This is a genomic window from Haloarcula taiwanensis (assembly GCA_002844335.1).
In the GTDB taxonomy this organism is placed as follows: domain Archaea; phylum Halobacteriota; class Halobacteria; order Halobacteriales; family Haloarculaceae; genus Haloarcula; species Haloarcula taiwanensis.
In genome coordinates this window covers 2,463,401-2,487,032 of the sequence record CP019154.1, presented here as the reverse complement: position 1 = coordinate 2,487,032, position 23,632 = coordinate 2,463,401, and the positions used below count along the sequence as shown (strand labels likewise).

Below are 23,632 nucleotides of genomic sequence, written 5' to 3'. Positions count from 1 at the left end.
GTGACCGACACTAAGCCTTTCGGGTCGCCCGCGAGTGCACGCCGCCGGTACATATGGATAACCCTTATCAGATACCGCGGACTAACGAAAACAGAGTACTATGACGGTTACACTGAAGGACTTCTACGCGGACTGGTGCGGCCCGTGCAAGACCCAGGACCCGATTCTCGAAGACCTCGAAGAGGAGTGGACCGACGTCGAGTTCGAGAAAATAAACGTCGACGAGGAACAGGACGTCGCCAACGAGTACCAGGTACGCTCTCTGCCGACGCTCATCATCGAGAACGAGGACGGCATCGTCGAGCGCTTCGTCGGCGTCACGCAGGCCGACGACATCGACGACGCGCTGCAGCAGGCTTCGGCGTAATTCAGTCGTTTTTGCGGTTCGTCACGCCCGATAGCGGCCGCGCCAGCGTCTCATCGCTGGCGTCGGGGAAGGGCAGGGCTGCCGCCGAAGCGGGACTAGTAGTAGCGCCGCCGGTGCGGTAGCTGAGCGAGTGGAGTAAAGTATACCGCGCGCCGGCGGCGCGCGGTTTCACTTCTCGCGACCAGCGGGAGCGAGAAGGTCGTTTTTAGCGTAGATTTTTGCGAACCCGCTCCCCGCAGCGCGCTCTGTGAGCGCGCGAGGAGAGGGGGTGACATAAAAAGGTACTATTGGAACCGCACGCCGAGGTCGTGCAGGCCGTCGTTGTGGCGGGCAACGTTGATCAGAAGCGGCGTCAGTCCCTCGATCTCGGCGGCGTTGGCGAGCGGGCCGCCGTCCAGCGCGCGAATCCCCTCGATGCCCTCGGCGAGTTCACAGACGGTGTCCTTGGCGTCGGTGTCGTCGCCGACGACGATGGTGTCCCAGTCGAGGTCGGCGTCGAGGTTGGCCAGCCGGCCGGCCGCGAGGTTGTGGAACGCGCCGACGACGGCGGTGTCGTCGGGGGCGGCGTTTTCGGCCAGTTGTGTGACGCTGCCGGCCCCGGGGCGGTTGTAGTGGAAGCCGTCCTCGTCGCGTTGCATCCCGACCGCGGGGGCGACGAGCGTGGCGTCGTCGAGTTCGTCGGCGACGGCGTCGATGGTATCCGTAAGGTGGTATGCAGGGACGGCGGCAACGACCACGTCGGCGCGGGCGGCGGCCTCCTCGTTCACCAGACCGGCGATTGACGGGTCGTCGTGGCCGCGGCTGGCCAGCTCTGCCTCGTACTCCTCGGCCTTGTTCGCTGCCTTCTGTGCTTTCCGGGAGCCGATGATGATTGTGTGGTTGGTGTCGTCAGCCCAGCGGAGGGCGAGGCCTTGGCCGATGTCTCCAGTACCGCCAAGCAACGCGATGTCCATACCTACGGCGTAGGCCGACCACTGAATAAACGTTGTGTGACAGGTTCACTCAGGTGTAGGTCTCCCAGGCCCAATCGAACCCCCCGGCGAAGGCAATATACAGCGCGCTCCCGAGACCAACCAGATAGCTGAGCCACTGAGTCGCGACGCCAGCAACTGACGTGTCACCGAGCGCGAGGGCAAAGACTGTCGAGAGCGGGACCATCACGAAAAACAGGACGATGATGAACATCCCGACACGGCCCGGTCGATGCACAGATTTGAGGATGTGACTGTGTTCACGCATCGTCCAGTAGGCCGCAACGAGACCGAGTAACTGGCAGATAACGGCGTACAGCGGCACCAGGTCGACCGACGGCTCGCGGATGACTGCACCCCCGACGAGCCCGGCCCAGATGCTCACCAGAAACGCCCAGCCGAACGTCGGCAGTCGTCGCATACCCGGGGTCTCTGTCCCGGCAGTGAAACCGTTGCCGTTTGCTGCTGGTCGGGTAATAGCTGGCGACCCGCCTCTCGATTATGCCGCGTCGAGAAGCTCGGGCAGGTCGGTGACTGACTCGACGACGGCGCTCGCGCCGTTGTTGGCGAACGTCTGGCGGCCGGCGTCGCCGGTCAGCCCTCCGGTCAGGACGCCGATACCGTAGTAGACGCGGTCGTCGTCGGCTTCGTCGGCGTTGACTGCCGTCGCCACGTCGTCGAGGGTGTCCCCGGCGAAAGCGACCCGTTCGGCGTCGAACCGCTCGGCGAGCGTCCGCAGGGCGGCCGGGTGGGGCTTGCCCTCCTCCCAGTCGTCCATGGTGAAGCGGTGCTCGTCGGGCAGGTCGAGGCCGACCCGTTCGAGCGCGATGTCGGCTTCGGCGGCTGGCCGGCCGGTGACGACGCCGACGGCGAAGCGGTCCTGCAGGGCCGACAGCGTCTCATCGTCCACCAGCAGCGGTTCGTCGTGGATGTACCCCGGCGCGTCGAACGGCGGCTCGCCGCCCTCGATATCCCGGTAGCGGTCGGTGCCGAGATACAGCGTCTGGAACACGTCCCGGAGCTGTTCGGGGTCCCAAGTATCGAAAACCCGGTCTTCTGCGGCGTCATCCAGCAGGTCACGAACCACCGCTTCGGCCGCGTCGAGGCCGCCGCCACGCTCGGCGATAGCGTCAGTGAATGCTGCTATGTCGGCGACAGCAGACTCGCGGCCGGCGAGAACGAACAGCGCGGCTGCATAGGTCAGCTCCCAGTCGTTGTTGAATCCGCCGGCGTCTTTGAACTGCTGGACCGCGGACTTCTCGATAGTGTCGCCGTACACCCGGTCGATGGATTCGACGATGGCTCGCCGATAGGAGTCGGCCACGTCCACCAGTACGCCGTCGATGTCGAGGACGACCGCGTCGACTTGCATGAGCGAGCGAAAGCGGGCCTCACTCAAGCGCCTTGCTATCTCTCGCCCGGTACAGCGTCTCCCCGCCGGGGAGTTGCTCGCGCTCGACGGCAACCGTCGGCTGGTCCCCGCCCAGCGTCGTGAACCAGAACGCCGCCCCGACGGCGTTGGCAACCGTCAGCGTCGGCCGGTGCAGTTCCGGCGGGAGGTTCCGGGCGAAGACGATGTCACATCCTGCGTACACCGCGTGGTCGGGGTCAAGCACGTCGTCGACGACAAACGCGACCCCGTCGGGGACCTCCCGCTCGACGATATCCGTCGCCGTCACGTCGATGCCTCGCTCGACCAGTCGGCCAGCTATGTCAGGGTGGTTTCCGACGCCGACCTCGACGACCGAATCGACGGACGCCAGTCGGTCAACGAGCGAGCCGGTAGTGTCGGGCACGTCGTACAATTTATGAGATGCGGGCGCATATGCGTTCCCATGCACGTCGACATCGTGCCGGTGGGTGAGGTCTCGGCCCAAGTCAAACGCGAGGCCTCGGACGGACTCCGCTCCGTCTACGACTGTGAGGTCTCGATGCACGAGCCACAGTCCATTCCCGCCGGCGCGTACGATGGGGACCGCGACCAGTACCGCGCAGAGGAGTTTATCGACCTCGCCCGCCGGGTCGGCTCCGGGGGCAAAAACATCGCGATCACGCCGAAAGACCTCTTCTACCGCCGTCGAAACTACGTTTTTGGACTCGCTTACCTCGGTGGCTCCGGCAGCGTCATCTCCACGTATCGGCTCCAGACCTCCTCCGACGGCGGCTTCTCGAACCGCTCAGCCGGCGAAATCTTCTCACAGCGGGTTCGAAAAGAGGTCGTCCACGAGGTCGGTCACACCCTCGGACTGGAACATTGCGATAACAAGCGCTGCGTGATGAACTTCTCCCCCACCGTCCGTCAGGTCGACGTGAAGGAAGTCTCGCTGTGTGGCTCCTGCCAGCGGAACGTCCTGTAGTCTGGGAACGGATACCAAACTGATTCGGTATAGCGGCTACATTTCTGTGGTACTTGTACACATGCACGATGAGCAAGAGTCAGTCCCCCGAGCGCGTCGCAGAACTGCGAGAGGTCTTCGTGGCGGTCACCGGTGATGAAGCGGTTACTGAGTCCCAGACAGACGAGCAATCCGACCGCGAACTCGACCCGGATGAGGAGTTCGACCCGGACGAGGTCGCCGACGGCCTAGACGATGCAGTCGCGGGGGCGGAGGCGGACGGCGGCAGCGACCCGGCGGCCTGACGCCGCCACTGCGCGAGTCTACGGCGCGTAGTAGTACTCGCCGGCGTTTTTCTGTTCCCGGTCCAGTTGCGAGTCGGGCTTGTTGATGCGGGGCCGTGAGGTCCGCTCGTCCCGGCGGAAGGTAATGTCGAGGTTCTGCAGGAACTCGTTCATCCCCTCGCGCATGCCCTGTGGCGGCGCGGCGTGGCCGCTTTTCGCCGGCTCCCCGTCGAAGACGAGCAGGCGGTCGGCCAGCAGGTCTATCATGTATATGTCGTGGTCGATGACCATTGCCGTCGCGTCGTGGTTCTCGGCGTACCGGCGGATGGCGGAGGTCGCCATGACCCGCTGTTCCACGTCCAGGTGCGCCGAGGGTTCGTCCAGCAGGTAGAGGTCGGCGTCCTTCGAGAGGCAGGCCGCGATGGCGACCCGCTGGCGCTCCCCGCCCGAGAGGTCGGTGAGTTGCTGTTCCATCACCGACTCGAGCTGGAGCGGTTGTGCGATTTCGGTGTTCCAGTAGGAGCTCCCGAAGTCGTCGGTAATCGACGCGAGGAAGGCGTCGACCCGCATCGGCTGGTCAATTTCGATGTACTGGGGCTTGTAGGCGATGTCGAGGCTGGTGTCGACTTCGCCCGCGGTCGGTTCCAGCCGGCCGGCGAGCATCTTGGCGAACGTCGACTTCCCGATGCCGTTCGGGCCGACGACGCCCAGGACTTCGCTCTCGCGGATGGTGCCGGCCTCTACGTCCAGCGAGAACTCGCCGTCGCCGTAGCTCTTCTGGAGGTCGGGGTACTCGATGACCACGTCGCCGGTCGAGGCCGTCCGGGGCGCGTGCTCCTCGAACTCGATTTCCGTCTGGCGGACGCGCATATTCTCGTTTTCGAGGTAGCCCGAGAGGTACTCGTTGATACCCTTCTTCGTCGATTTGGGCGGTGTGATGATACCGAACGCGCCGGGAGTCCCGTAGGCGACGTTGATGTTGTCCGCGAGCAGGTCGAGGATGGCGAGGTCGTGCTCGACGACGAGCATCGAACGGTCCTCCTCCTCGGCGAGTTCGCGGATGAGCCGTGCGGCAGTCATGCGCTGGCCGATGTCCAGATACGGCGTGATCTCGTCGAGGAAGTAGAAGTCGGCGTCCCGCGCCAGTGTGGCGACGAGCGCGACGCGCTGAAGTTCCCCACCCGAGAGGTCGTCGATGTGGTTGTCGACGACCGGCCCGATGCCGGTCCGCTCGATGAGGTAGTCCAGTTCGCCGCGCTCGTCGGTCTGGTCGAGTAGCTGCCGCGCCTTGCCGTCGAACTGGTCCGGAATCCGGTCGACGTACTGGGGCTTGCGAGCGACGGTCACGTCGCCGTCGCGCATCTGCTCGAGGTACTCCTGCAGCGCGGTCCCGCGGTACTCGTCGAGAATTTCGTCCCAGTTTGGCTCCTCGCCGTAGCGGCCCAGGTTGGGCTGCATCTCGTCGGCGAGGATGCGCACAGCGGTGGTCTTCCCGATGCCGTTCGGGCCGAGAATCCCGGTCACCTGTCCCTCGGCGGGGCTCGGGAGCCCGTACAGTGCGAAGGCGTTCTCCCCGTAGCGGTGGACCGGGTCGTCGGTCAGCTCCTGTGGGAGATTGATGATCTCGATTGCGTCGAACGGACACTTGTTCACGCAGATACCGCAGGACTCGCCCAGACAGATCTCCTCGGAGATGCGGACCTGGTCGGGCTGGCCCTCGAAGGGCTCGTCCTCCTCGTACTCGTCTTCGCGCTTGACGATGCACTCTTTCCCGCTGCGGTTGGGCGGGCAGTAGTTCATGCACTCGTAGTTACAGCGGTCGGGCTGGCACCGCTCTAGGTCGACGACGGCGATACTGTCCTCGGCCATCGTTACGCTCCCGTCGTCAGCAGAATGCCCCACGAGACGAACCACAGCGAGAAGGTCATGAAGCCGATATAGAGCACGTCCTTCGTCGAGAGGTCGTCCGTGTCGATGCCGATCACCCGCAGAATCGGGAACTGTGCTGCGATAGCGACCGCGAGGACGAGCACGCCTTGTGGGTCGTTCGGCGCGGTCGCTAATGCGTTGGAACCGAACGCGGCGGCGATGCCAGCGACGGCTGTCAGCGTCGTGACAGTGAGCCCCCGCATATGGGAACTCATTCCGTCCGCCGTTTCCGTAGCCATACCACACGTTCCACTACCCGCAACCAAAAGGTGCGCGGTTCAGGGCTGTGACGCGGCCGCGAATGCGTGCGCCGTCGAGACTGACTCCTCAATCTTTATGCGCCCGGCGCTTGTGATTACGGGTAATGACGGACTCTGATGGGGAAGCCATCGCAGACCTTCCGCCGAGCGCAAAGCTCGTGTACAAGGTTCTGGAGTACGACGGCCCGCTGACACAGAAAGGCATCGTCGAGGAGTCGATGCTTTCGGCACGGACCGTCCGTTACGCTCTGGAACGACTCGACGAAGTCGGTGTTATCGAAGAAGACGTGTACTTCGCTGACGCGCGGCAGAACCTCTACGAAATCACCGATCAACCGGCGGAAGCGGACGCCGCTGTCTCGGACTGACCGCTTTCTCGCTTGGCTGTTTCGCGACGCGACCACGCGCTATAGTTGAACCGATTTACACACCGATCGCACTGCAGTCGTGCGGGTGTGCATTGACTTTCAATGGCTACTATAGTTACAGCGATGCGACCACGTCGCCCGTCGTCGCAATGGCCGCGAACTCACCGCGTAGTTGCGCCAGCGCCGTCCGGTGGACCAGCGGCGCGTCGAACCGCTCGCCGTCGAGCGCGCGGTCGAACGTCGCCGTCGCGTCGCTCGCGACGACCACGTCGAACCCGCGGTTCTCGGCCATCCGCGCCGTCGTCGAGACGCAGTGGTCGGTCGTCAGCCCGCAGACGACGACGGTCCCATGGCCGCGCTCGCGGAGCCAGGCCTCCAGCCCGGTGTCGACGAACGCGCCGTTGACGCGCTTCACGAACGTCGCTTCGCCCGGTTCTGGTTCCAGTTCCGATTTGAACGCAAAGCCCGGCTCTCCCCGCCGGAGCGGCGAGTCCGGCTCCGTCGAGTCGTGCCGGACGTGGACCACGGGGAGGTCGCGCTCGCGCCACGCCGCGAGCAGGCGCGCCGCGTTCGCCTCGGCGTCGGAGTTGTTCCGGGTCCCCCACCGCGACTCGTCGAACCCCTGCTGGAAGTCCACCAGCACGAGCACCGGGGCCGAAGGAAGCGAGAGCGGTGCCATCAGTCGGCCGGCTCCGGCGCGGGCGTCTCGACGAGCCACTCCGATTTCGGATGCTCGCGCGTCACAGTCATCGGACATTCGTCGGGGGCCTGGGCCTCGTCCGAGGACAGCATGTACTGGGGCCACTCGCGGTCGCCCTCGACACCCCAGTCGCCGATGTCGGCGTGGGGGCAAACGCCGTCGTACTCTTCGAGGCGACCCTGGATGACCTCGCGGGCGTGCTGGCCGGCCTCGGTGTCGGCGGTGACGTTCAGGTCCTCGAACAGCGCCCGGGGCTGGAACGTAATCTCCAGGCCGACCGGACAGTAGCGGCTCTTCCGCGTGTCGTAAAACGGCGCGCGGCAGGTCGGGAACATCGGTTCGCCGCCGAAGCAAAACTCCCAGTAGGGGTCGTCGGTGTCGGTCGGAATGTCCTCAGGCCAGGGCTCCGGGTCGTGGACGTGCAGGAACTGGAGGATATGCCAGAGGCGGTCGTGGTACTCGGCCTCCGTCAGTGGCCGCTCGGGCGGTCGGAAGAACGTCACCAGCGAGGCCCGCTCGCTGTGGTCCTGATAGGTGTCCAGATATTCCAGGACCGTCCGGCCGAGGTCGAACAGCGCGTCGGGGTCGCTCATCGACGGGACGGCCGTGTACAGCGGCTCGCCGTCCCGGACCGACTCCGCGCCGAAGAAACAGGGGAACGGCGTGCCGTTTCGCTCGCCGGTCAGCCCCTCGCTGAAGGTCCGCCAGTGGTCGGCGACCCAGTCGGGCGCGGCCCCGCGCTCGACCCGGTCGGCCAGCGTCGCCTGGTCTACGAGCCTGCCGACGACTGTGTCGGTCATACACTGACTGTGGTGCTACAGCGGAATTTAGCTGTCGTTTTCGGCGGTTCGGCCCGCCGTTGAATGCTGTCCGCTCGCCGACCTCTACGACGGCACGACGGTAATCGTGCTGCCGCGGTCGATCGCTCGCTCTAGTTCCTCGGCGATGCCCGACCCGCGAGAGACCTGAATCTCGCCGCTGCGGGAGACCGTCGCGGTGAAGAGGTACTCGCCGTCGGCCTGCAGTTCGACCGTGTCGCCGGCGTGGCCGTCGAGCGGGACGATGACGTGCCGGGACGTGACTTCCGGCTGGACGATTTCGCCCTGCTTGCCGCCGGACTCGGTCTGTGGGCCGCCCGAGGGGCCGGACGGTCGTTCCTCGAAGGTTCGCACGTCGATGTCGATGCCGAGGCGATTCTCCACGTCGGAGATGCGGCCGCCGCCCTTGCCGATGACCTGCGAGATGTCGTCGTCCTCGACCCAGACGACGGCGGTGTTGGGCCCGCGCAGTTCGACCTCGACGTGGCCCCGCGCGATGGAGCGTATCTCGCGTTCGACCTCCTGCTTGGCGAGGCGGTCGACGCCGGAGTCCTGCTGGTCCTCGTCGTCGTTCAGCGGGACCGTGACGACCTGGCGGTTGAACGTGTATATCTCGTACTCGGGGCGACCGGTCTCGAAGTCCTTGACCATGATGACCGGCCGCGCGAGGTCCTCCTCCATCAGGCCCTGCGGGACCTTGACCTCGGTCGAGACGTCGTAGACGGTGTGGACCTCGCCGGCCTCGATGTAGACGACGGTGTCGACGATTTGCGGGATGAGCCCGAGTTCGACGCGGCCGATGAGCCGCTGGAGCGCGTCGATGGCACGGGTGGCGTGGACGACCCCGACCATGCCGACGCCGGCCAGTCGCATGTCCGCGAACACCTCGAAGTCGTCGGTCTTGCGGACCTCGTCGTAGATGGTGTAGTCCGGCCGGACCATCAGCAGGGAGTCGGCGGTCTTCTCCATGGACCCGCCGAGTTCGGTGTACTGGGTGATGTTCGGGCCGACCTGGAGGTCCCGCGGTTTCTCCATCGTCTTGACCGCGTAGTCGGCGTCGACGAGGAACTCGCCGACCGCCTGTGCGAAGGTGGACTTCCCCGCCCCGGGCGACCCGGAGATGAGGACGCCGCGCTGGTGCTCGGTGAAGCGGTCACGGAGTTCGTCGGCGTACTCGTAGTCGTCGAGTTCGGTCTTGACGATGGGCCGGACAGCCGTGATTTCGAGCGCGTCCGAGAAGGGCGGTCGCGCGATGGCGATGCGGTAGTCCCGGAACTGCGTGATTGTCATGCCGGGCTCGTCGAGTTCGAGGAAGCCGTCCGGCGAGGCGCGCGCGCTTTCCTCGATGTCGGCGGCGTACTCCCGAAGTTCGCTCTCTGTCGCGGGGTCGTCGCGGATTGGTGTGTACTGCATATCGCCGATAGACCCCTTCTTGGCGTAGGGCTGGACGCCGACTTTGAGGTGGACGCTCATCGTCCCCTCGTCGAAGAAGTTCTCAATCTGGAGCCGGTCGACCGTCCGCTTTACCGGCTCGACGAACTTCACGGCGAGCCCTTTCGCGCGGGCGACCTCGGCCTGTACGTCGTCGCTGGTCACGAGTGTGGCGTCGCGGTCACCGGCGATGTCCCGGATGAGCGCGTCAATCTGCCCTTCTCCGGCCTCCCGTTTCTCGATGGCGTCGGGCCGCCGACCGACGTACTCCACGTCGATGAGGCCGTCTTCGGCCAGGTCGACGAGCGTCTGGAGTTCTTCCAGTCCCTCCCAGCCCGTCTCGCGGCCGTCGTTCGCCTGTGCTTCGAGTTCGCCGACGACGGCCTCGGGAACGACGACCGTCGCGCCGGCAAAGCCCATGCCATCGACATCCGTGTCGGGGTCGGCATCAGCCTTCACTTGGTCGGACACGCGGCCGTCGATGACCACGCTCGTGTCCGGTACAATTTCCATACGCGAACGTTGGAGACTGCCGTTGATAAGGGTGTGGAGTCTGCACCGCTACAGGCTCCGTTCGCGGGTCCCCGGCCCTGAGTCGAGCGTCGACGCACTCGCTGGTCCCGAATCGCGTCCCGCGATTCGCTGTGGCACGTCGCCAACAGCATCACGGACATCTGTTGTGCGACACAGCGGAGCCGTTCCTGCATCACGCAGCCTCGTCGGCGGTCGGGAGTTCGACGACGGCGACGGCACCCCGGTTCCCGTCCGCACGGTCCTCGAACCAGACGTCGCCGCCGTATCGGTCGAGCATCACGCGGACGAAGTAGAGGCCGAACCCGACAGACCCGGAGCTTTCGGACGTGACCGCTTCCTCGAAGATAGCGGTTTTCTGGTCGTCATCGATGCCGGGACCGTTGTCGGCGATACGGAGAGTAACGGCCCCCGAGTCCACGCTAGCGGAGGCTGTGACTGTCGGTGCCTCGCTGTCGTTGTGCTCGACGGCATTCTGGAACAGGTTCTCGACGACCGACCCGAGCAGATTATCGGCACGGACGGCCGGCAGCGAGTCGGTCTTGACGGTGACGGTCAGGTTGTCGTGACCCTGCCGGAATTTCGCGGCCTTCTCGGCGAGGATCGATTCGAGGTCGACCGCTCCGAGGCCGCTGTCGTCCTCGCCCGCCACGGTTCGTGTCACCGATCGGACTTCCTGGGCCATCCGTGCGAGGTCATCCGTCCACTCGTCGATGGTCGCCACGCGGTCGGCAGCCTCCCCCTCGACGAGTCCGTCGAGTCGGTCGACGTGACCCTGGACGACCATCAGCCCGTTGAGCAGGTCGTGTCGTAGAGCACTGTTGAAAAACCGGAGTTGCTCGGAGCGCATCTCCAGTAGTTCACGGCTCTCCCGGAGCGCACGCTCCTTTTCGACCCGGTCAAGCGCGTTTTCGGTCGTCGTCGCAAGCGTATCGGCGAAACGACAGTCGTCCTCAGTGAACCCATCGTGGTCCGGGCCTGCACTGATCCCCAACACGCCATGGTCTCCAAGCGGGTACAGTAACGACCCGCCGATGTCGACTGGCAGTTGGGTGTCCGACGCTTCTATCGGTGCGCCGCATCTCGGTTCGCCCGATTCGAATACCTGCCAGACATCGCTGTCTCCCGGCTCAACGACAGGATTTTCAGGCACGTCCCCGCGTCTGTATGCGTCGGCGAGCGCGTCGGTGAACACCGCTGACTGAAGGGCGTTCGCGCCCTCGTCGTACATCATCGTGCCCGCGTATGGATACTCGAGTAATTCGTCGACGGTATTCACCGCAATCTCCAGCACTTCCTCGGGCGTCTCGGCGCTGAGGAACCGCTGGGAGACTGACTGAAGGCTCGCGAGCGTTCGCTCGCGCTGCTTCTGGAGCTTGATATCCCGTAACACCAGGACGTACCCCTGTTCGCGGTCGTACTGGTCACGGATCGGTGTCTTGTTGAGGTCGTACATCTTGGCTTCGCCGCCGTCCGTGCTGACTGTCCCGTCCTCCAATACGTGCTCTTCCCCGTCCCGCACGGCATCCAACAACCCGGGAAGAACACGGCGTATCGGCGTTCCGACCGGCGATTCGCCGTCGAGAAGCCGGAGCCCGGCCGGGTTCGCGTCGATGAGCCGTGCCGACTCATCGAGTATCATGACGGGGTCGTCCATCTCTTCGAGGACGATGTCTGGCGCGAGCGGTTCGACGCTGAGGAAGTCATACCGAAAGAGCGCAAGTGCGATGAGACCGGCCTCAACTGAAAAAAACACCGAGGTCAGATTCAGCCCCGGGTGTGGACTGAACCCGGCTTGGAAAGCGATGTTCCCGACGAGGGTAACCAACACCGCCAGCAGTATCACCGCGGTCTGGCGCCGAAAGATGTTCCGCGAGGAGATGAGAAACCGAGCGAGCAGGCCCAGAGAGACGAGGATAGGTGGGTACGCGAAGAGGAGCGGCCAGATGGCGGACGGTCCCTGTGACGCGACGACCGGTAATGTGAGGCCGTTGACCGTCCGAACTGGGATCCCACTGAAAGTCACTGTCTCCAGCACCGCTACCCCGCCGACGACTGCGTAGACGGCTACGAGTGCTCGTCGCCGTCGGCGGGTGAGCACCGCACCGTGACCGGTATAGACAAGAGTGAAAAGCAGGAAATACGCTGGTGCGAGGAAGAGCAGTCCGGCAGACGCGGCCAGCAGGACGCCTGAAATCGGTGACCGTGGAGCGACGACAGTCCCGGCCGCACAGAGGCCGGCCAGCCCCGGTGGAATCGCCATCATCGATAGCGCATGCGAGGCGGGGTGGTCACGATGCCGGCGAGCGAAGTAGCCGATACCGAGTCCGGCGAGGCCACCCCCGGACAGCACAGCGGCGACGAGCAAGACGGGCGTAAGCCGCATTACACCTCAATTGTCGATCGAATCCCGTGTATCTTCCTCCCCCGTTATCAAACTAGAAACTTACCGGTTCGATACCTGCCGGGTTCGGGGGACTCTTGACCCACCACACACTCCCGCTGGTATGAGCGTCATCGACCTCACCGAAGACCTTGTCGCGATTCCCAGCCATGCGGACGAGTCCACGGCAGGGGCGTTCATCGCTGAGTGGCTCCGCGAGCACACGACCGGCGCGGTAAACCGCGACAGCCACGGCAACGTCATCGCCTGCAAGGGGCAGGGCGACGACACGCTCGCCCTCGTCGGCCACCACGACGTGGTCCCGCCGGACGACTCGCAGGTCGACGCCGACGGCGAGTACGTCGTCGAACAGCGCGACGGTCGCCTCTACGGTCGGGGCACGGCGGACATGAAAGGGTGTGTCGCCGCGGCGATGCTGGCCTTCCGGGACGCCGACCCCGCCGGCGAACTGGTCTTTGCCTCCTTCGTCGGCGAGGAACAGGGCGGGGTCGGCTGCCAGGCCGCCATCGAGGATGGCTTCGCGCCCGACTACGCCGTCGTCGGCGAGGGGTCGACCGGCTACTCCGCCCCTGGCACCACGGATGTGGCCGTCGCGCACAAAGGTCGGCGCGGGTCGACGCTGGTCGCCGAGGGCGCGGCGGCCCACGCGAGCGAACCCGACGCCGGCGCAAACGCCATCTACCGCGCGACCGACGCCGTCGACGTGGTCCGGGACCTCGACTTTCCCGAGACAACCGTGCTGGGCCACGAGCTGAGCGGGAGCGTCGCCGTCACGGAGATCGACGGTGGCTCCGCGTGGAACGTCATCCCCGAGCGATGCGAGGTCACCGTCGACGAGCGGACGGTCCCCGGCGAGCGCGCGCCGCTCGACCGCGCCGAGGCCGTCGACGGCGTGACCTGGCGCGTCGACCAGGACCTCCCGCCGATGGCCTGCGGCGACGCCGACTTCGCGGATAGGGTGCTGGACGCCGCCGCTGATGCGCAGGACAGCACGCCCGAGCACGTCGTCAAACCGCACGCGACCGACGCCGGCTGGCTCGCCCAGGCCGGAACGGACTGTGTAATCGTCGGTGCGGCCGAACCCGGCGAGGCCCACACCGCCGACGAGAGCGTGTCGCTGGCCGTCCTACAGCGGTGCCGCGAGGTCTACGAGCGCGTCGCCGAGTCGTGGCCGTCCGAGTGACTGCCGACTGTGCCGTGTCGCCCTGATAGGCCCTATTCGCTCGTGCACCCCTTACCGGCGGCATCGGGTCTTTACCGTCGCCGGCCTAACCCCGCCGTATGGCAACAGCGAGCGAGGACACCGAGTCCACGTACGAGCAGTTTCTGGATCACGTCCGCCGCCTCCACTACGTCCAGGACGCCGGCGGCGTTCTGAACTGGGACCAGCAGGTGATGATGCCCGACGCCGGGACGCCGGCCCGCGCGAAACAGACCTCCGCCATCTCGACGCTCCATCACGAACTGCTGACCGACGACGACCTGGCCGAGTGGCTGGACGAACTCGACGACGCCGACCTCGACGCCGAACAGGAAGCCGTCGTCCGGGAGGTCCGCCGGGACCACGAGCGGGCGACGAAGGTCCCCGCCGACCTCGTCGAGCGCCTCTCTGAGGCCTCTTCGAACGCCCTGCCGGTCTGGAAGGAGGCCAAGGCCGAGGACGACTTCGATGCCTTCGCCGACACGCTCGAAGAACTGGTCGAACTCCGCCGGGAGTACGCCGCGGCCATCGACCCCGACCGCGACCCCTACGAGGTCCTCTTCGAGGAGTACGAGCCCTACCTCGGCATCGACACCGCCGAGGAAGTGCTGACGGACCTCCGGGACGCGCTCGTCCCGCTCATCGACGACATCGCCGACAGCGACGTGACCCTCGCGGACCCGTTCGAGGGGACCTACGACGACGACACCCAGCACGGCCTCGTCGAGACCGCGCTGGACACGCTGGGCTACGACTGGGACCGCGGCCGACTGGACACCGCGCCCCACCCCTTCTCGATGGGGACGCAGTTCGACGCCCGCGTCACCACCCGTTTCACCCCCGAGGACCCGCTGGACGCGCTCGGGTCGACCATCCACGAGTTCGGCCACGCCACCTACACGCTCGGTCTGCCACAGGAAGCGTACGGCACGCCGCTCGGCGACAACCGCGACCTCTCGGTCCACGAGTCCCAGTCGCGCTTTTGGGAGAACCACGTCGGCCGCTCGGAGCCGTTCTGGGACTTCTTCGCCGACACCGCCAACGACCACCTCGGGACCGACGCCACGCCCCGCCAGTTCTACGAGGCCGCAAACGAGGTGTACGACGACAACCTCATTCGGGTCGAAGCGGACGAACTGACCTACCACATGCACATCATCGTCCGCTTCGAAATCGAGCGGGACCTCATCCGCGGGGACCTCGAGGTGTCCGAAGTGCCCCAGGTCTGGAACGACAAGATGGAGGAGTACCTCGGCGTCCGGCCCGACACCGACGCCGAGGGCTGTCTGCAGGACATCCACTGGACGAACGGGGCCTTCGGCTACTTCCCGACCTACACGCTCGGGTCGGTGCTGGCCGCGCAACTGGACCACCACGCCCGCGGGGACATCGACGGCTTCGACGACCACGTCCGGGCCGGTGAGTTCGACCCCATCCACGACTGGCTCACCGAGAACATCCACCAGCACGGTGCTCGCTACCGGACCGACGACCTCGTCGAAGAAGCGACTGGTGAATCCTTCACCGCCGACCACTTCCTCGACTACGCCGAGGAGAAGTACCGTTCGCTGTACGACTGCTGACACGACGGTCGACAAACGTCGTTCCAGATATCGACTCTGATACTATTGGGCTATTCGTTTTATATTCCCCGCCCATTGTGGCGACTACTATGGCTGAGAGACCGACGGAAAACGTACGGGGTCAAACGGGTGCGGGGATCGAAACGGACATCGAAGACGAGGTCGCGGAGAACATCGATACAGAGGCCGGCTACAGCCACACCGCTGCGAGCGAAATCCAGACGATGCTGGCCGAGGTGGAGGGGTCGTCGGTCGGAATCGCGGAGGAAACGGCCGACATCCGCGAACAGGCCGCCGAACAGTACGAGAGCCTGACAGACATCGCAAACGAGGTGTCGAACCTCTCTGCGTCGGTCGAACAGATAGCGTCCTCCTCCGAGGAGGTGTCCGCGGCTTCCCGCGAAGCGAAGGAACTCGCCGAGCGCGGGCAGGGCAACGCCGACGACGTTCACGAGGCGATGGAGAACATTCAGCAGGCGGCCGACAGCGTCGCCGAGGATGTCAAGACGATACAGCAAAGCGTTCAGGAGATCGACGAAATCGTCGACGTCATCAACGACATCGCCGACCAGACCAACATGCTGGCGCTGAACGCGTCTATCGAGGCCGCTCGCGCCGGTGAGGCGGGCGAAGGGTTCGCCGTCGTCGCAAACGAAGTCAAAAGCCTCGCCGAGGAGTCACAGGAGCAAGCGACGACTATCGAGCAGATGATCGACGGCATCCAAGACGATACCGAGAACGCCGTCGAGAGCCTCGAAGAGAGCAACGAAGAGATTGACGCGGGAATCGACACGGTCGAAGAATCGACCGAAATCCTCGAAGAGATCGACGACACCGTCCGCGAGGTCAACAACGGTATCGAGGAGGTCGCGACAGCCACGGACCAGCAGGCCGCCTCGACTGAGGAAGTGGCCAGTATGATCGACCAGTCCACGGGCGCAGCCAAAGATATCGCCGACAGTACGGCCGATATCGCCGAGGAATCCGACGAGCAAACAGACCTTCTCACCGACATCAATCAGGCGATGGACGACCTCGTCGCGGACCTCCAGCGCAACAACTGAACAGCCTGCACACTTCGGCCATACAGTTCGAAGCACCCGAGTCGAACCAGTCGTTTATTCGTCCGGGTGGCGTACGGCCGGTATGCGACCGGATCTGGACCCAGAACAGCTCGACCGCTACTCCCGGCACATCATCATGAACGACGTCGGGCCAGAGGGCCAGGCCGCACTGCTCGACACCGACGTGCTGGTCGTCGGGGCCGGCGGCCTCGGCGCGCCGGTGCTCCAGTACCTCGCGGCTGCGGGTATCGGTCGGCTCGGTATCGTCGACGACGACACCGTCGAGCGGTCGAACCTCCAGCGGCAGGTCATTCACGGCGACGACGATGTGGGGCGGCCGAAAGTCGACAGCGCCGCGGAGTTCGTCACGGGCCTCAACCCCGACGTGAGCGTCGACCGCCACGAACTGCGGCTGGCCCGGGAGAACGCTGCCGACTTGGTGGCCGACTACGACATCGTCGTCGACGCCTCCGACAACTTCGCCACGCGCTTTCTGGTCAACGACGCCTGCACGCTCTCGAACACGCCGTTCTCCCACGGCGCTATCTTCCAGTTCGAGGGGCAGGTGACGACGTTCTCCGGCGACAGCCCGTGTTACCGCTGTCTGTTCCCCGAAGCGCCGCCGGAGGGGACCGTCCCCGACTGCGCGACCGCAGGCGTGCTGGGCGTCCTACCGGGCACTATCGGCTGCATGCAGGCGACCGAAGTCGTCAAGCTCGCCATGGACTACGGCGAGACCCTGGAGGGCCGGCTCATCGCCTACGACGCCGCCGAGATGTCCTTCGAGGAAATCCCCGTCGCGGCCAACCCCGACTGCCCGGTGTGTGGCGACGACCCGGCCATCGCCAGCGTCGCCGACGCCAGCTACGAGGGCCGCTGTTCGCTCGCTGAGGACTGACCGGCCCGCGCTCCGGTACCGTTCTCACAGCTGATACTGCGGAACCGAGGTTTATGTCACGATAGCCACGAGTCGGGACAACGTCCCACATGTCCCGCCCCGACCACGCGCCCCACCCCTTTTCCGTCCGCCTCCAGAAGCCCGGCTACGTCGAACTGGTGTTCTCGCTGGTGCTCGTCTGGGGCTTCGGCGATGCGCTGTCGACGCTGTTCGCCGCGCAGTTTGCCGGGCCGGGACTGGAGGCTAACCCGTGGATACGGACCCTCCTCATCCACGAACCGCTGCTCGTGATTGCCCTGAAGATGGCTGTCGTCCTCTACGTCGGCGTCGTTCTGCTGGAGTGTCGCGACGTGGTCGAGCGAGTCCCGCTGTGGCGGGCCTGGCTCCTCGGCGTCGTCGCCGTCGGCGCGGTCGTCGTCCTCGGCAACACCTACGTCGGCTTGGCCGCGGCCGCCGCCTAGGCCCGGACGGTCCCGAGTTCGACGACGGCGTCCCGCGGCGGCGTCTCGAACAGGTCCGGATGGACGAGTGCCGCCAGGAACTCAAGCGTGTCTACGAGCCGCGGCCCCGACCGGTTGACGTAGTGGTGGCCGTCCATCACGTACGCCCGGCCCTCGCGGACGGCCGTCAGGTCGTCGAAGCCGGGGCGGTCGGTCAGGTCGGCGCGGTTCTCGCGAGTCTGTGCCACGTCGAAACCACAGGGCGCAGCCACCAGCACCTCGGGGTCGTACTCGCGGACCGCCGTCCACTCACGCGGCCGGGAGTGCGCGCCGGACTCTTCCATTCCGTAAGTGCCGCCGGCCGTCTCGATCATTTCCGGGACCCAGTGGCCGGCGACCATCACCGGGTCCAGCCAGTCCAGCACCGCCACGCGAGGTGTCGTCTTGGCCCGTGCTGCCGTCGTCTCGACGGCCGCGACCCGGTCCCTGAGGTCGGCGACGAGTTCGGCGGCGCGGTCGTCACGCCCGACCGCTGCACCGACCCGGTGGATGGAGTCGAACAGGTCGTCGAGGCTGTGGACATCGAGTGTCAGTACGTCGGCGTCCAGTCCCAGTTCCTCGACGGCCTCGGCGACCAGCACGTGATCGACGGCACACACGTCACAGACGCCCTGAGTGACGATGAGGTCGGGTTCCAGTTCCGCCAGTGTCTCGTGGTCGATGGCGTAGACGCCGTCGCTCTCCTCGGCGGCCGCGACCTGCTCGTTTATCTCGCCGCTCGATGCTGTCGGGTCGACGCGCGAGCGGTTGACCGACGGCTTCTCGCGGGCCGCTGGCGGATGGTCGCACTCATGTGAGACACCGACCGGCTCGACACCGAGCGCGTAGACGATCTCCGTCGCCGAGGGCAGGAGCGTGACGACTCGCATACTCCGACCTTGGTCCGCGCGGACAAAAACCTGCGTCCGCCGCCTCGCACGCTTCGTTACGCTTACCCTCTGTCGCCGACGAGACGCGGGTATGGAAGTCAAGTCGCGACACCACCTCCGTTCGGACGAGGTTGACACCATCACGACGGCGCTGTCGGAGAATCTCGGTGTCGAACTCGACGCGGATAGCTTCGAGAAGGTCGAGTTCGACGACAGCGACTGGGACGTCGTCCTCGTCGACGGCGACCCGCTCGTCCTCTACCTAGATCGCGAGGGACCCCGTCCCTCGGATGGAGGCGGCGAAGCCGCCGAGAAAGAGCCGTTCCTCACAGTACAGGGCGCCAACCAGCACCCGCCCGAGAAACACGTCGTCACCGTCGACGCCGGGGCCGTCTCCTTTGTCTCAGACGGCGCGGACATCATGCGGCCGGGCATCACCGAGGCCGACGACGACATCAGTGAGGGCGATTTGGTCGTCATCAACGAGGAGTCCCACGGGAAGTTCCTCGCTGTCGGCCGCGCGCAGACCGACGGCGACGATATGGTCGGCGACAGCGGGAAAGTCGTCAAGTCGCTCCACCACGTCGGCGACGATCTGTTCGAGTTTTCGGTGTAGGGCAGTTCTGTACTCGCTTCAGTCACACCAGCGGCCGGAGCCCGAACCGGTCGAAGCCACGGTCTAACGTAACTCTGAGGAGCGCTTCGGCCACGCCAGCGCCCACGGCAACGCCGAGCAACAGGGGCCAGACGGTGAGATACGACGACAGCGGGTGGAGATGCGTCCCGTAGAGCCATTCAACCACCGTGTTGCCGAGTAGCCAGAACGTCACAAGCACCGGCGTGACGAGCGAAAGACGACTACAGAGATACAGCGGGACGGCACCCGTGAGGAACATCCCGACGGCGGCATAGCTGGCCCCGAACGCAAGGGTCGCCGTGTCGTGTGATGAAAAGTGGACGCCGTTCGCAAACAGCCACGACAGTACGCCGATGGCATAGAGGATGCCACCGACGGCTGCGACGGTACTGGGCGTTGACCTGATGGAGGGCAGGCGCATCGGTGTCAGTGTTCGTTCCATCACCTAAATAACGTTTTGTGCAGCCCACGTCGTTCTCGGTCGTCACCACGGCCGATCAGGGTGTGCTGTGGCGATACGTTCGATGGACGAAAAGTTGAAACGGGTAGCGAACGCCGTGAGTGACATGGGACTGATGAGCAAGATCCTCGGGGAGTCTGGGTCCTCTCGGAACACCGAGGATTACGTCGAACTGAACGCGAACGAATTCGAGATGACCGGGACGGAACTCGAACGTCAGGTCCGTATCGCCCGCATCAGTGACAAGCAGGACGTCATCGAGATCAAAGACGCCGTCTACGACGGCGACGTGGTCGTCGCGGATATCACGCGCCACTCCACACAGGACCGCACGATGGAACACATCAGCGACGAGCTCAAGCAGGTCGCCAACGAGGTCGGCGGCGACATCGTCCAGAAGGACGACGACCAGCTCATCATCACGCCGGCTGGCGTCGGCATCTCTCGGGAACGACTCGGCCGATAGGCGTGTGCTAGTCGGGTCGGCGGGACCTCGCTGTTCGGTCGACCTTGTCAGCTTATCTCAGTCTAACTGCCGGTTTTCGGGGGCTTCAATGCGTTTTTCGGTGTCGCCACGCTAAGGGCGGCAATGACTGAACCGGCGATACGCGCTAGCGGGTTACAGAAGCGCTACGGCGATGTCCAGGCACTCGACGACCTGGAACTGACAGTCGAGCAAGGCGAGTTCTTCGGCCTGCTCGGCCCGAACGGGGCCGGCAAGACGACGTTCATCAACACGCTGGTCGGCCTCGTCCACAAGGACGGGGGAACCGCGGAGGTGTTCGGCTTCGACGTGGAGGACGACTACCGCGAGGTCCGCGACCGTATCGGCGTCGCACCACAGGAGTTCAACGTCGACCGCTTTTTTCCCATCATCGAGGTGCTGGAACACAAGGCGGGCTACCACGGTATCAGCCGGGCCGAGGCCAGAGAGCGGGCCGAGGACGCGCTGAAGACCGTCGGCATCTGGGACAAGCGCGACACGCGCTTCGACTGGCTCTCCGGCGGGATGAAACGGCGGTTCGTCCTCGCCCGCGCGCTCGTCTCGAACCCGGACCTGCTCATCCTCGACGAGCCGACGGCGGGGGTCGACGTCCAGCTCCGCCACGACCTCTGGGAGATTATCAACCGGATGAACGACGCCGGGACCACAATTTTGCTGACGACTCACTACATCGAGGAGGCCGAGCGGCTCTGTGACCGGGTGGCCATCATGGACGACGGGCGGAAAGTCGAGGTGGCGACCCCCGACGACCTGATGGCCCGCGGGACGGACACTATCGTCCTCGAGCTCGCCGAGATGCCGCGAACGGCCCCGCGACTCGACGTTGAGGGAATCACCGACATCGAACTGACCGACGAAGGGCTGGCTGTCACCGCGATGGGCGGGAGCCAGACTGCGCCCGCGATAATGCGTGAACTCGAATCGCAGGGCCACACCGTCACCTCGCTGGAGATCCGCCGCGCGTCGCTCGAAGAGGTGTTCGTCGACATGACCCGCGACGACCGCGAGTACGCGGAGGTGTCGGCATGAACCCGAACGCGACGCAGTTCCTGACACTGGCCCGGCGGGAAGTGCTGCGGTTCGTCCGCCGGCCGTACAACACCTTCCTCCCGCCGATTATCACGAACGCGCTGTATTTCTCTGTGTTCGGCGTGATTCTGGGGAGCCGAATCGGCGAAATCGCGGGCGTGAGCTACCTCCAGTTCGTCCTGCCGGGACTGGTCGTGCTCGGAGCCATTTCGGACAGTTTCGAGAACGCCTCCTTTACTATCTTCCACGGGCGCTGGAACGACTACATCCAGGCCGTGCTCACGTCCCCGATGTCGAACCGGAGCATGGTGGCCGCCTACGTCTCGGCCAGTGCGCTCCGTGGTATCGTCACGTCCTTGCTCATCGTCGGCGTCGGGCTGATATTCACGTCCGTCCCCGTCGCCAACCCCCTGTATCTCGTCTCGTTCCTGCTGGTGATTACCACGCTGTTCGGCGGGCTCGGTGTTATCGGCGGCCTCTGGGCGAGCGACTTCGACTACCTGACGGTGATGAACCAGTTTATCCTCCGGCCGCTGGTGTTTTTCGGCGCGGTGTTTTACTCGCTGGAAGTCCTCCCGGCGTTCTGGCGCAGCGTCTCGTTGCTCAACCCGATGGTATACATGGTGAACGGCGTCCGCTACGGGATGATCGGTGTCACCGAAATCGATCCGAACACGTCGCTGGCCGTCCTGACCGGGACGACCGTCGTCGTGTTGTCCATCGACTTCCTGCTGTTCAAGCGCGGCTACGGGCTCGCCGAATAGCGCCGTCGCTCGGGTCCCTCCATGGCCGGTAAAACTGGGCTGCGGGCTCGATGCCTGACCTGGCCGCGAATGCCGGATTGGGTCCGCTCCGGCGGGCGGACAAACTATGACAGGCTGCCCCGGAATCCGCGTCCGTGGCAACACGAGGGGTGTCTCGTGCCCCGGATACTTGTGAGCGCCTCCGGGTGAGGCGTATGTGAATGTATGCCACAAGCGTATTTAGATGTGACGCCCGTCTGACGCTGTGTGATAATGGCGGTACTCGGTCCGGAAGAACCAGCAGCTACGAGCCACGTATCGCCGGCACTCACGACTCGCGCCCGACGACCGGCCTCAGACGTTGTCCGGGGCGTCGGCGTCGTCCTCGACCGAGCGCTTCAGCGAATCGCGGCGCGCCTTCGCGTCGCGGTCGGTCGCTTCCTCAAGGAAGTCGTTCTTGATGGCGACGGCGTCTTCGGCCGCATCGACGTTGCCTTCGGCTATGACCTCCTCCGCAGGCCGCTCATCGATGTGCAGCGCGAGTTTGTCCTTCTTCGAGCCGTACTCGACGCGGCCCGCGACGACCCGCTCGAACACGGGGTTGTCCGGGTCGTCGACGACCAGCAGGTCGTTGCCTTCGTACTCTTCCGTATCGGTCACTTCGCCGAAGTACTCCTCGACGAACGCTTCCATGTCAGGGACGCGGTCTTCGAGATGCTCGCCCCGTCGCATCTTGTACTCTCGCATGGGCGAGTTTTTGCGAGGGGCTGTCTTACCCTTTGCGTTCACTCCTCGTCACGGGTGATAAGTGACCCCTTGTGACATTCCGGACAGAAGTCCCCGGCACGCAACGATGTCGACTCCACTTCGGTGGTGAAGCCACACTCTGGACAGGCAAACTCGCCCTCCGGAACCGTCACGGCGCTGTCGCTGGTCGGTTCGACGCTCGAATCGTCGTCCGTTCCGGTGTCGACCGGCATTGTCTCCGGCGACCAGCCGTCCCCGTCATCTCCCGGCTCATCGGGCCACTCACCGGGCTGTCGGTCGTCGCCAGCCGGCTCTGATTCCTCTTCCTCGCCGAGAATGAGTCCGTCGTCTTTCTCGGGGTCGGTCTCGTCTTCGGGTACCGGCTCCTCGCCTTCCGCGTCCGGCACGTCGACCGTCGTCGTCGGCTCGTCCAGTTCCACGTCGCCGCTCTCCTCCTCGCCGTCGTCCCCGTCGTCGATAATCTCGGCGTCGTCGGCGGACGGGTCGACCGACTCCCCGTCGTCCGCGTCGTCGAGTCCCGCGTCCCCCGGCGCTTCGACCGGGTCGTCGACGCTGTCCCAGCCGTCCGACCGCTCCCTTTCCTCGTCATCGGGACTGACTGTGCTCTCAGCCGGGTCGTCTTCCGGCTGTGACTCGGTCTCCGGCCTTTCGGATCCGGACTCTTCTTCGACGAGGTCGCTGGCGATGTCCGACGGTGTCTCGATAGCCGTTACCTCCTTGTTTTCCGAGACAATTCGCGTATTTCCACACCGCTCACAGGTCTCCCGTTCCTGGATGGTGATGACGACTTCGCTACCCTGCTCTTCGCGCTCGCGCTCGACGGTGGTCTCACCGTACTTGTGCCCGAGGACGGAACATTTGAGACCCATTGCCAGAACTTCCCACCGTGGCGTACTTAAACCCTGCCCGTTGGCTCCACCGCTCGTGACAGAACGCTACCCCGTTTCGCGACGCTGCTACATTAATTTCATCACGG

The 23,632-nt window shown here is 65.1% G+C and carries 27 protein-coding genes; 13 read left to right on the top strand and 14 right to left on the bottom strand.

All coding sequences use genetic code 11. The features are described 5' to 3' along the window. Window positions 1-100: 100 nt before the first annotated feature. Complete coding sequence (locus BVU17_12580) at window positions 101-367, top strand: thiol reductase thioredoxin (protein ID AUG48317.1); 267 nt, start codon at window positions 101-103, stop codon at window positions 365-367. Window positions 368-651: 284 nt separating this feature from the next. On the opposite strand, the gene BVU17_12575 is transcribed toward BVU17_12580, so the two are convergent. The 4 genes from BVU17_12575 to BVU17_12560 all read right to left on the bottom strand — a co-directional run bounded on the left by BVU17_12575 (window position 652) and on the right by BVU17_12560 (window position 3,143). Beyond that, the gene (locus BVU17_12575; GenBank protein AUG48316.1) at window positions 652-1,320 is read right to left on the bottom strand and encodes an NADPH-dependent F420 reductase; all 669 of its coding nucleotides are present in this window, start codon (window positions 1,318-1,320) and stop codon (window positions 652-654) included. A gap of 49 nt (window positions 1,321-1,369) precedes the next feature. Further along, window positions 1,370-1,759: a hypothetical protein gene (locus tag BVU17_12570; protein AUG48315.1), complete on the bottom strand. Its 390-nt coding sequence runs from the start codon at window positions 1,757-1,759 to the stop codon at window positions 1,370-1,372. A gap of 78 nt (window positions 1,760-1,837) precedes the next feature. Further along, on the bottom strand, window positions 1,838-2,710 hold the full coding sequence (locus BVU17_12565) for an HAD family hydrolase (protein ID AUG48314.1): 873 nt from the start codon (window positions 2,708-2,710) through the stop codon (window positions 1,838-1,840). Window positions 2,711-2,729: 19 nt separating this feature from the next. After that, window positions 2,730-3,143, bottom strand: a complete 414-nt coding sequence (locus tag BVU17_12560) for a hypothetical protein (GenBank protein AUG48313.1) — start codon at window positions 3,141-3,143, stop codon at window positions 2,730-2,732. Between the two features lie 30 nt (window positions 3,144-3,173). Between BVU17_12560 and BVU17_12555 the strand changes: the two genes are divergently transcribed. Together BVU17_12555 and BVU17_12550 are read left to right on the top strand one after the other, a co-directional pair. Further along, on the top strand, window positions 3,174-3,695 hold the full coding sequence (locus BVU17_12555; protein ID AUG48312.1) for an archemetzincin: 522 nt from the start codon (window positions 3,174-3,176) through the stop codon (window positions 3,693-3,695). Window positions 3,696-3,763: 68 nt separating this feature from the next. Continuing rightward, window positions 3,764-3,979 (top strand): hypothetical protein, encoded by a 216-nt coding sequence (locus tag BVU17_12550; GenBank protein ID AUG48311.1) that lies wholly within the window; start codon window positions 3,764-3,766, stop codon window positions 3,977-3,979. An 18-nt stretch (window positions 3,980-3,997) separates the two neighbouring features. Here the strand turns inward: BVU17_12550 and BVU17_12545 are convergent, their stop codons facing one another. Beyond that, window positions 3,998-5,827, bottom strand: coding sequence for a ribosome biogenesis/translation initiation ATPase RLI (locus BVU17_12545; protein AUG48310.1), 1,830 nt, complete (start codon window positions 5,825-5,827; stop codon window positions 3,998-4,000). Between the two features lie 2 nt (window positions 5,828-5,829). Then, window positions 5,830-6,126: a hypothetical protein gene (locus BVU17_12540; GenBank protein AUG48309.1), complete on the bottom strand. Its 297-nt coding sequence runs from the start codon at window positions 6,124-6,126 to the stop codon at window positions 5,830-5,832. A 125-nt stretch (window positions 6,127-6,251) separates the two neighbouring features. Here BVU17_12540 and BVU17_12535 point away from each other — a divergent pair, with 125 nt between their 5' ends. Beyond that, window positions 6,252-6,515 (top strand): ArsR family transcriptional regulator, encoded by a 264-nt coding sequence (locus tag BVU17_12535; GenBank protein ID AUG48308.1) that lies wholly within the window; start codon window positions 6,252-6,254, stop codon window positions 6,513-6,515. 115 nt (window positions 6,516-6,630) lie between these two features. On the opposite strand, the gene BVU17_12530 is transcribed toward BVU17_12535, so the two are convergent. From BVU17_12530 to BVU17_12515, 4 genes are all read right to left on the bottom strand, one after another. Continuing rightward, entirely contained in the window at window positions 6,631-7,194 is a 564-nt protein-coding gene (locus BVU17_12530; GenBank protein AUG48307.1) for a cysteine hydrolase, read from the bottom strand. Beyond that, window positions 7,194-8,015, bottom strand: a complete 822-nt coding sequence (locus BVU17_12525; protein AUG48306.1) for a hypothetical protein — start codon at window positions 8,013-8,015, stop codon at window positions 7,194-7,196. The genes BVU17_12530 and BVU17_12525 overlap by 1 nt, the downstream gene beginning before the upstream one ends. Window positions 8,016-8,099: 84 nt before the next feature. Then, on the bottom strand, window positions 8,100-9,977 hold the full coding sequence (locus BVU17_12520; GenBank protein ID AUG48305.1) for an ATPase: 1,878 nt from the start codon (window positions 9,975-9,977) through the stop codon (window positions 8,100-8,102). A gap of 193 nt (window positions 9,978-10,170) precedes the next feature. Then, the gene (locus BVU17_12515) at window positions 10,171-12,381 is read right to left on the bottom strand and encodes a hypothetical protein (protein AUG48304.1); all 2,211 of its coding nucleotides are present in this window, start codon (window positions 12,379-12,381) and stop codon (window positions 10,171-10,173) included. Between the two features lie 121 nt (window positions 12,382-12,502). On the opposite strand from BVU17_12515, the gene BVU17_12510 reads away from it, so the two are divergent. The 5 genes from BVU17_12510 to BVU17_12490 all read left to right on the top strand — a co-directional run bounded on the left by BVU17_12510 (window position 12,503) and on the right by BVU17_12490 (window position 17,606). Then, entirely contained in the window at window positions 12,503-13,582 is a 1,080-nt protein-coding gene (locus BVU17_12510; protein ID AUG48303.1) for a peptidase M20, read from the top strand. A gap of 98 nt (window positions 13,583-13,680) precedes the next feature. Next, entirely contained in the window at window positions 13,681-15,183 is a 1,503-nt protein-coding gene (locus BVU17_12505) for a carboxypeptidase (protein ID AUG48302.1), read from the top strand. An 89-nt stretch (window positions 15,184-15,272) separates the two neighbouring features. Beyond that, a complete protein-coding gene (locus BVU17_12500; GenBank protein ID AUG48301.1) occupies window positions 15,273-16,247 on the top strand; it encodes a histidine kinase in 975 nt (324 codons plus the stop codon). Between the two features lie 82 nt (window positions 16,248-16,329). After that, window positions 16,330-17,145: an adenylyltransferase gene (locus tag BVU17_12495; GenBank protein AUG48300.1), complete on the top strand. Its 816-nt coding sequence runs from the start codon at window positions 16,330-16,332 to the stop codon at window positions 17,143-17,145. 89 nt (window positions 17,146-17,234) lie between these two features. Further along, window positions 17,235-17,606 (top strand): hypothetical protein, encoded by a 372-nt coding sequence (locus tag BVU17_12490; GenBank protein AUG48299.1) that lies wholly within the window; start codon window positions 17,235-17,237, stop codon window positions 17,604-17,606. On the opposite strand, the gene BVU17_12485 is transcribed toward BVU17_12490, so the two are convergent. Then, on the bottom strand, window positions 17,603-18,514 hold the full coding sequence (locus BVU17_12485; GenBank protein ID AUG48298.1) for a cobalamin-binding protein: 912 nt from the start codon (window positions 18,512-18,514) through the stop codon (window positions 17,603-17,605). The two genes, BVU17_12490 and BVU17_12485, sit on opposite strands and share 4 nt — an antisense overlap. Before the next feature lie 91 nt (window positions 18,515-18,605). On the opposite strand from BVU17_12485, the gene BVU17_12480 reads away from it, so the two are divergent. Then, window positions 18,606-19,130 (top strand): RNA-binding protein, encoded by a 525-nt coding sequence (locus tag BVU17_12480; protein AUG48297.1) that lies wholly within the window; start codon window positions 18,606-18,608, stop codon window positions 19,128-19,130. 22 nt (window positions 19,131-19,152) lie between these two features. Here the strand turns inward: BVU17_12480 and BVU17_12475 are convergent, their stop codons facing one another. Then, a complete protein-coding gene (locus BVU17_12475; protein AUG48912.1) occupies window positions 19,153-19,572 on the bottom strand; it encodes a hypothetical protein in 420 nt (139 codons plus the stop codon). Window positions 19,573-19,717: 145 nt separating this feature from the next. Here BVU17_12475 and BVU17_12470 point away from each other — a divergent pair, with 145 nt between their 5' ends. The 3 genes from BVU17_12470 (at window position 19,718) to BVU17_12460 (ending at window position 21,909) form a co-directional block, all read left to right on the top strand. Next, on the top strand, window positions 19,718-20,077 hold the full coding sequence (locus BVU17_12470; protein AUG48911.1) for a hypothetical protein: 360 nt from the start codon (window positions 19,718-19,720) through the stop codon (window positions 20,075-20,077). Window positions 20,078-20,200: 123 nt separating this feature from the next. Beyond that, entirely contained in the window at window positions 20,201-21,145 is a 945-nt protein-coding gene (locus BVU17_12465) for an ABC transporter ATP-binding protein (GenBank protein AUG48296.1), read from the top strand. After that, the gene (locus BVU17_12460; GenBank protein AUG48295.1) at window positions 21,142-21,909 is read left to right on the top strand and encodes an ABC transporter; all 768 of its coding nucleotides are present in this window, start codon (window positions 21,142-21,144) and stop codon (window positions 21,907-21,909) included. The genes BVU17_12465 and BVU17_12460 overlap by 4 nt, the downstream gene beginning before the upstream one ends. Before the next feature lie 333 nt (window positions 21,910-22,242). On the opposite strand, the gene BVU17_12455 is transcribed toward BVU17_12460, so the two are convergent. Together BVU17_12455 and BVU17_12450 are read right to left on the bottom strand one after the other, a co-directional pair. Beyond that, window positions 22,243-22,635 carry a hypothetical protein gene (locus tag BVU17_12455; protein AUG48294.1) on the bottom strand — a complete coding sequence of 131 codons (393 nt, stop codon included), beginning with the start codon at window positions 22,633-22,635 and terminating at the stop codon, window positions 22,243-22,245. 38 nt (window positions 22,636-22,673) lie between these two features. Then, window positions 22,674-23,525, bottom strand: a complete 852-nt coding sequence (locus tag BVU17_12450; protein ID AUG48293.1) for a hypothetical protein — start codon at window positions 23,523-23,525, stop codon at window positions 22,674-22,676. Window positions 23,526-23,632: the final 107 nt, after the last annotated feature.

Excerpts from the sequence above, each read along its gene's own strand:
- BVU17_12580 (AUG48317.1), top strand. The coding sequence starts at position 101 with ATGACGGTTACACTGAAGGACTTCTACGCGGACTGGTGCGGCCCGTGC.
- BVU17_12575 (AUG48316.1), bottom strand. The coding sequence starts at position 1,320 with ATGGACATCGCGTTGCTTGGCGGTACTGGAGACATCGGCCAAGGCCTC.
- BVU17_12570 (AUG48315.1), bottom strand. The coding sequence starts at position 1,759 with ATGCGACGACTGCCGACGTTCGGCTGGGCGTTTCTGGTGAGCATCTGG.
- BVU17_12565 (AUG48314.1), bottom strand. The coding sequence starts at position 2,710 with ATGCAAGTCGACGCGGTCGTCCTCGACATCGACGGCGTACTGGTGGAC.
- BVU17_12555 (AUG48312.1), top strand. The coding sequence starts at position 3,174 with ATGCACGTCGACATCGTGCCGGTGGGTGAGGTCTCGGCCCAAGTCAAA.
- BVU17_12550 (AUG48311.1), top strand. The coding sequence starts at position 3,764 with ATGAGCAAGAGTCAGTCCCCCGAGCGCGTCGCAGAACTGCGAGAGGTC.
- BVU17_12545 (AUG48310.1), bottom strand. The coding sequence starts at position 5,827 with ATGGCCGAGGACAGTATCGCCGTCGTCGACCTAGAGCGGTGCCAGCCC.
- BVU17_12540 (AUG48309.1), bottom strand. The coding sequence starts at position 6,126 with ATGGCTACGGAAACGGCGGACGGAATGAGTTCCCATATGCGGGGGCTC.
- BVU17_12535 (AUG48308.1), top strand. The coding sequence starts at position 6,252 with ATGACGGACTCTGATGGGGAAGCCATCGCAGACCTTCCGCCGAGCGCA.
- BVU17_12530 (AUG48307.1), bottom strand. The coding sequence starts at position 7,194 with ATGGCACCGCTCTCGCTTCCTTCGGCCCCGGTGCTCGTGCTGGTGGAC.
- BVU17_12525 (AUG48306.1), bottom strand. The coding sequence starts at position 8,015 with ATGACCGACACAGTCGTCGGCAGGCTCGTAGACCAGGCGACGCTGGCC.
- BVU17_12520 (AUG48305.1), bottom strand. The coding sequence starts at position 9,977 with ATGGAAATTGTACCGGACACGAGCGTGGTCATCGACGGCCGCGTGTCC.
- BVU17_12515 (AUG48304.1), bottom strand. The coding sequence starts at position 12,381 with ATGCGGCTTACGCCCGTCTTGCTCGTCGCCGCTGTGCTGTCCGGGGGT.
- BVU17_12510 (AUG48303.1), top strand. The coding sequence starts at position 12,503 with ATGAGCGTCATCGACCTCACCGAAGACCTTGTCGCGATTCCCAGCCAT.
- BVU17_12505 (AUG48302.1), top strand. The coding sequence starts at position 13,681 with ATGGCAACAGCGAGCGAGGACACCGAGTCCACGTACGAGCAGTTTCTG.
- BVU17_12500 (AUG48301.1), top strand. The coding sequence starts at position 15,273 with ATGGCTGAGAGACCGACGGAAAACGTACGGGGTCAAACGGGTGCGGGG.
- BVU17_12495 (AUG48300.1), top strand. The coding sequence starts at position 16,330 with ATGCGACCGGATCTGGACCCAGAACAGCTCGACCGCTACTCCCGGCAC.
- BVU17_12490 (AUG48299.1), top strand. The coding sequence starts at position 17,235 with ATGTCCCGCCCCGACCACGCGCCCCACCCCTTTTCCGTCCGCCTCCAG.
- BVU17_12485 (AUG48298.1), bottom strand. The coding sequence starts at position 18,514 with ATGCGAGTCGTCACGCTCCTGCCCTCGGCGACGGAGATCGTCTACGCG.
- BVU17_12480 (AUG48297.1), top strand. The coding sequence starts at position 18,606 with ATGGAAGTCAAGTCGCGACACCACCTCCGTTCGGACGAGGTTGACACC.
- BVU17_12475 (AUG48912.1), bottom strand. The coding sequence starts at position 19,572 with ATGCGCCTGCCCTCCATCAGGTCAACGCCCAGTACCGTCGCAGCCGTC.
- BVU17_12470 (AUG48911.1), top strand. The coding sequence starts at position 19,718 with ATGGGACTGATGAGCAAGATCCTCGGGGAGTCTGGGTCCTCTCGGAAC.
- BVU17_12465 (AUG48296.1), top strand. The coding sequence starts at position 20,201 with ATGACTGAACCGGCGATACGCGCTAGCGGGTTACAGAAGCGCTACGGC.
- BVU17_12460 (AUG48295.1), top strand. The coding sequence starts at position 21,142 with ATGAACCCGAACGCGACGCAGTTCCTGACACTGGCCCGGCGGGAAGTG.
- BVU17_12455 (AUG48294.1), bottom strand. The coding sequence starts at position 22,635 with ATGCGAGAGTACAAGATGCGACGGGGCGAGCATCTCGAAGACCGCGTC.
- BVU17_12450 (AUG48293.1), bottom strand. The coding sequence starts at position 23,525 with ATGGGTCTCAAATGTTCCGTCCTCGGGCACAAGTACGGTGAGACCACC.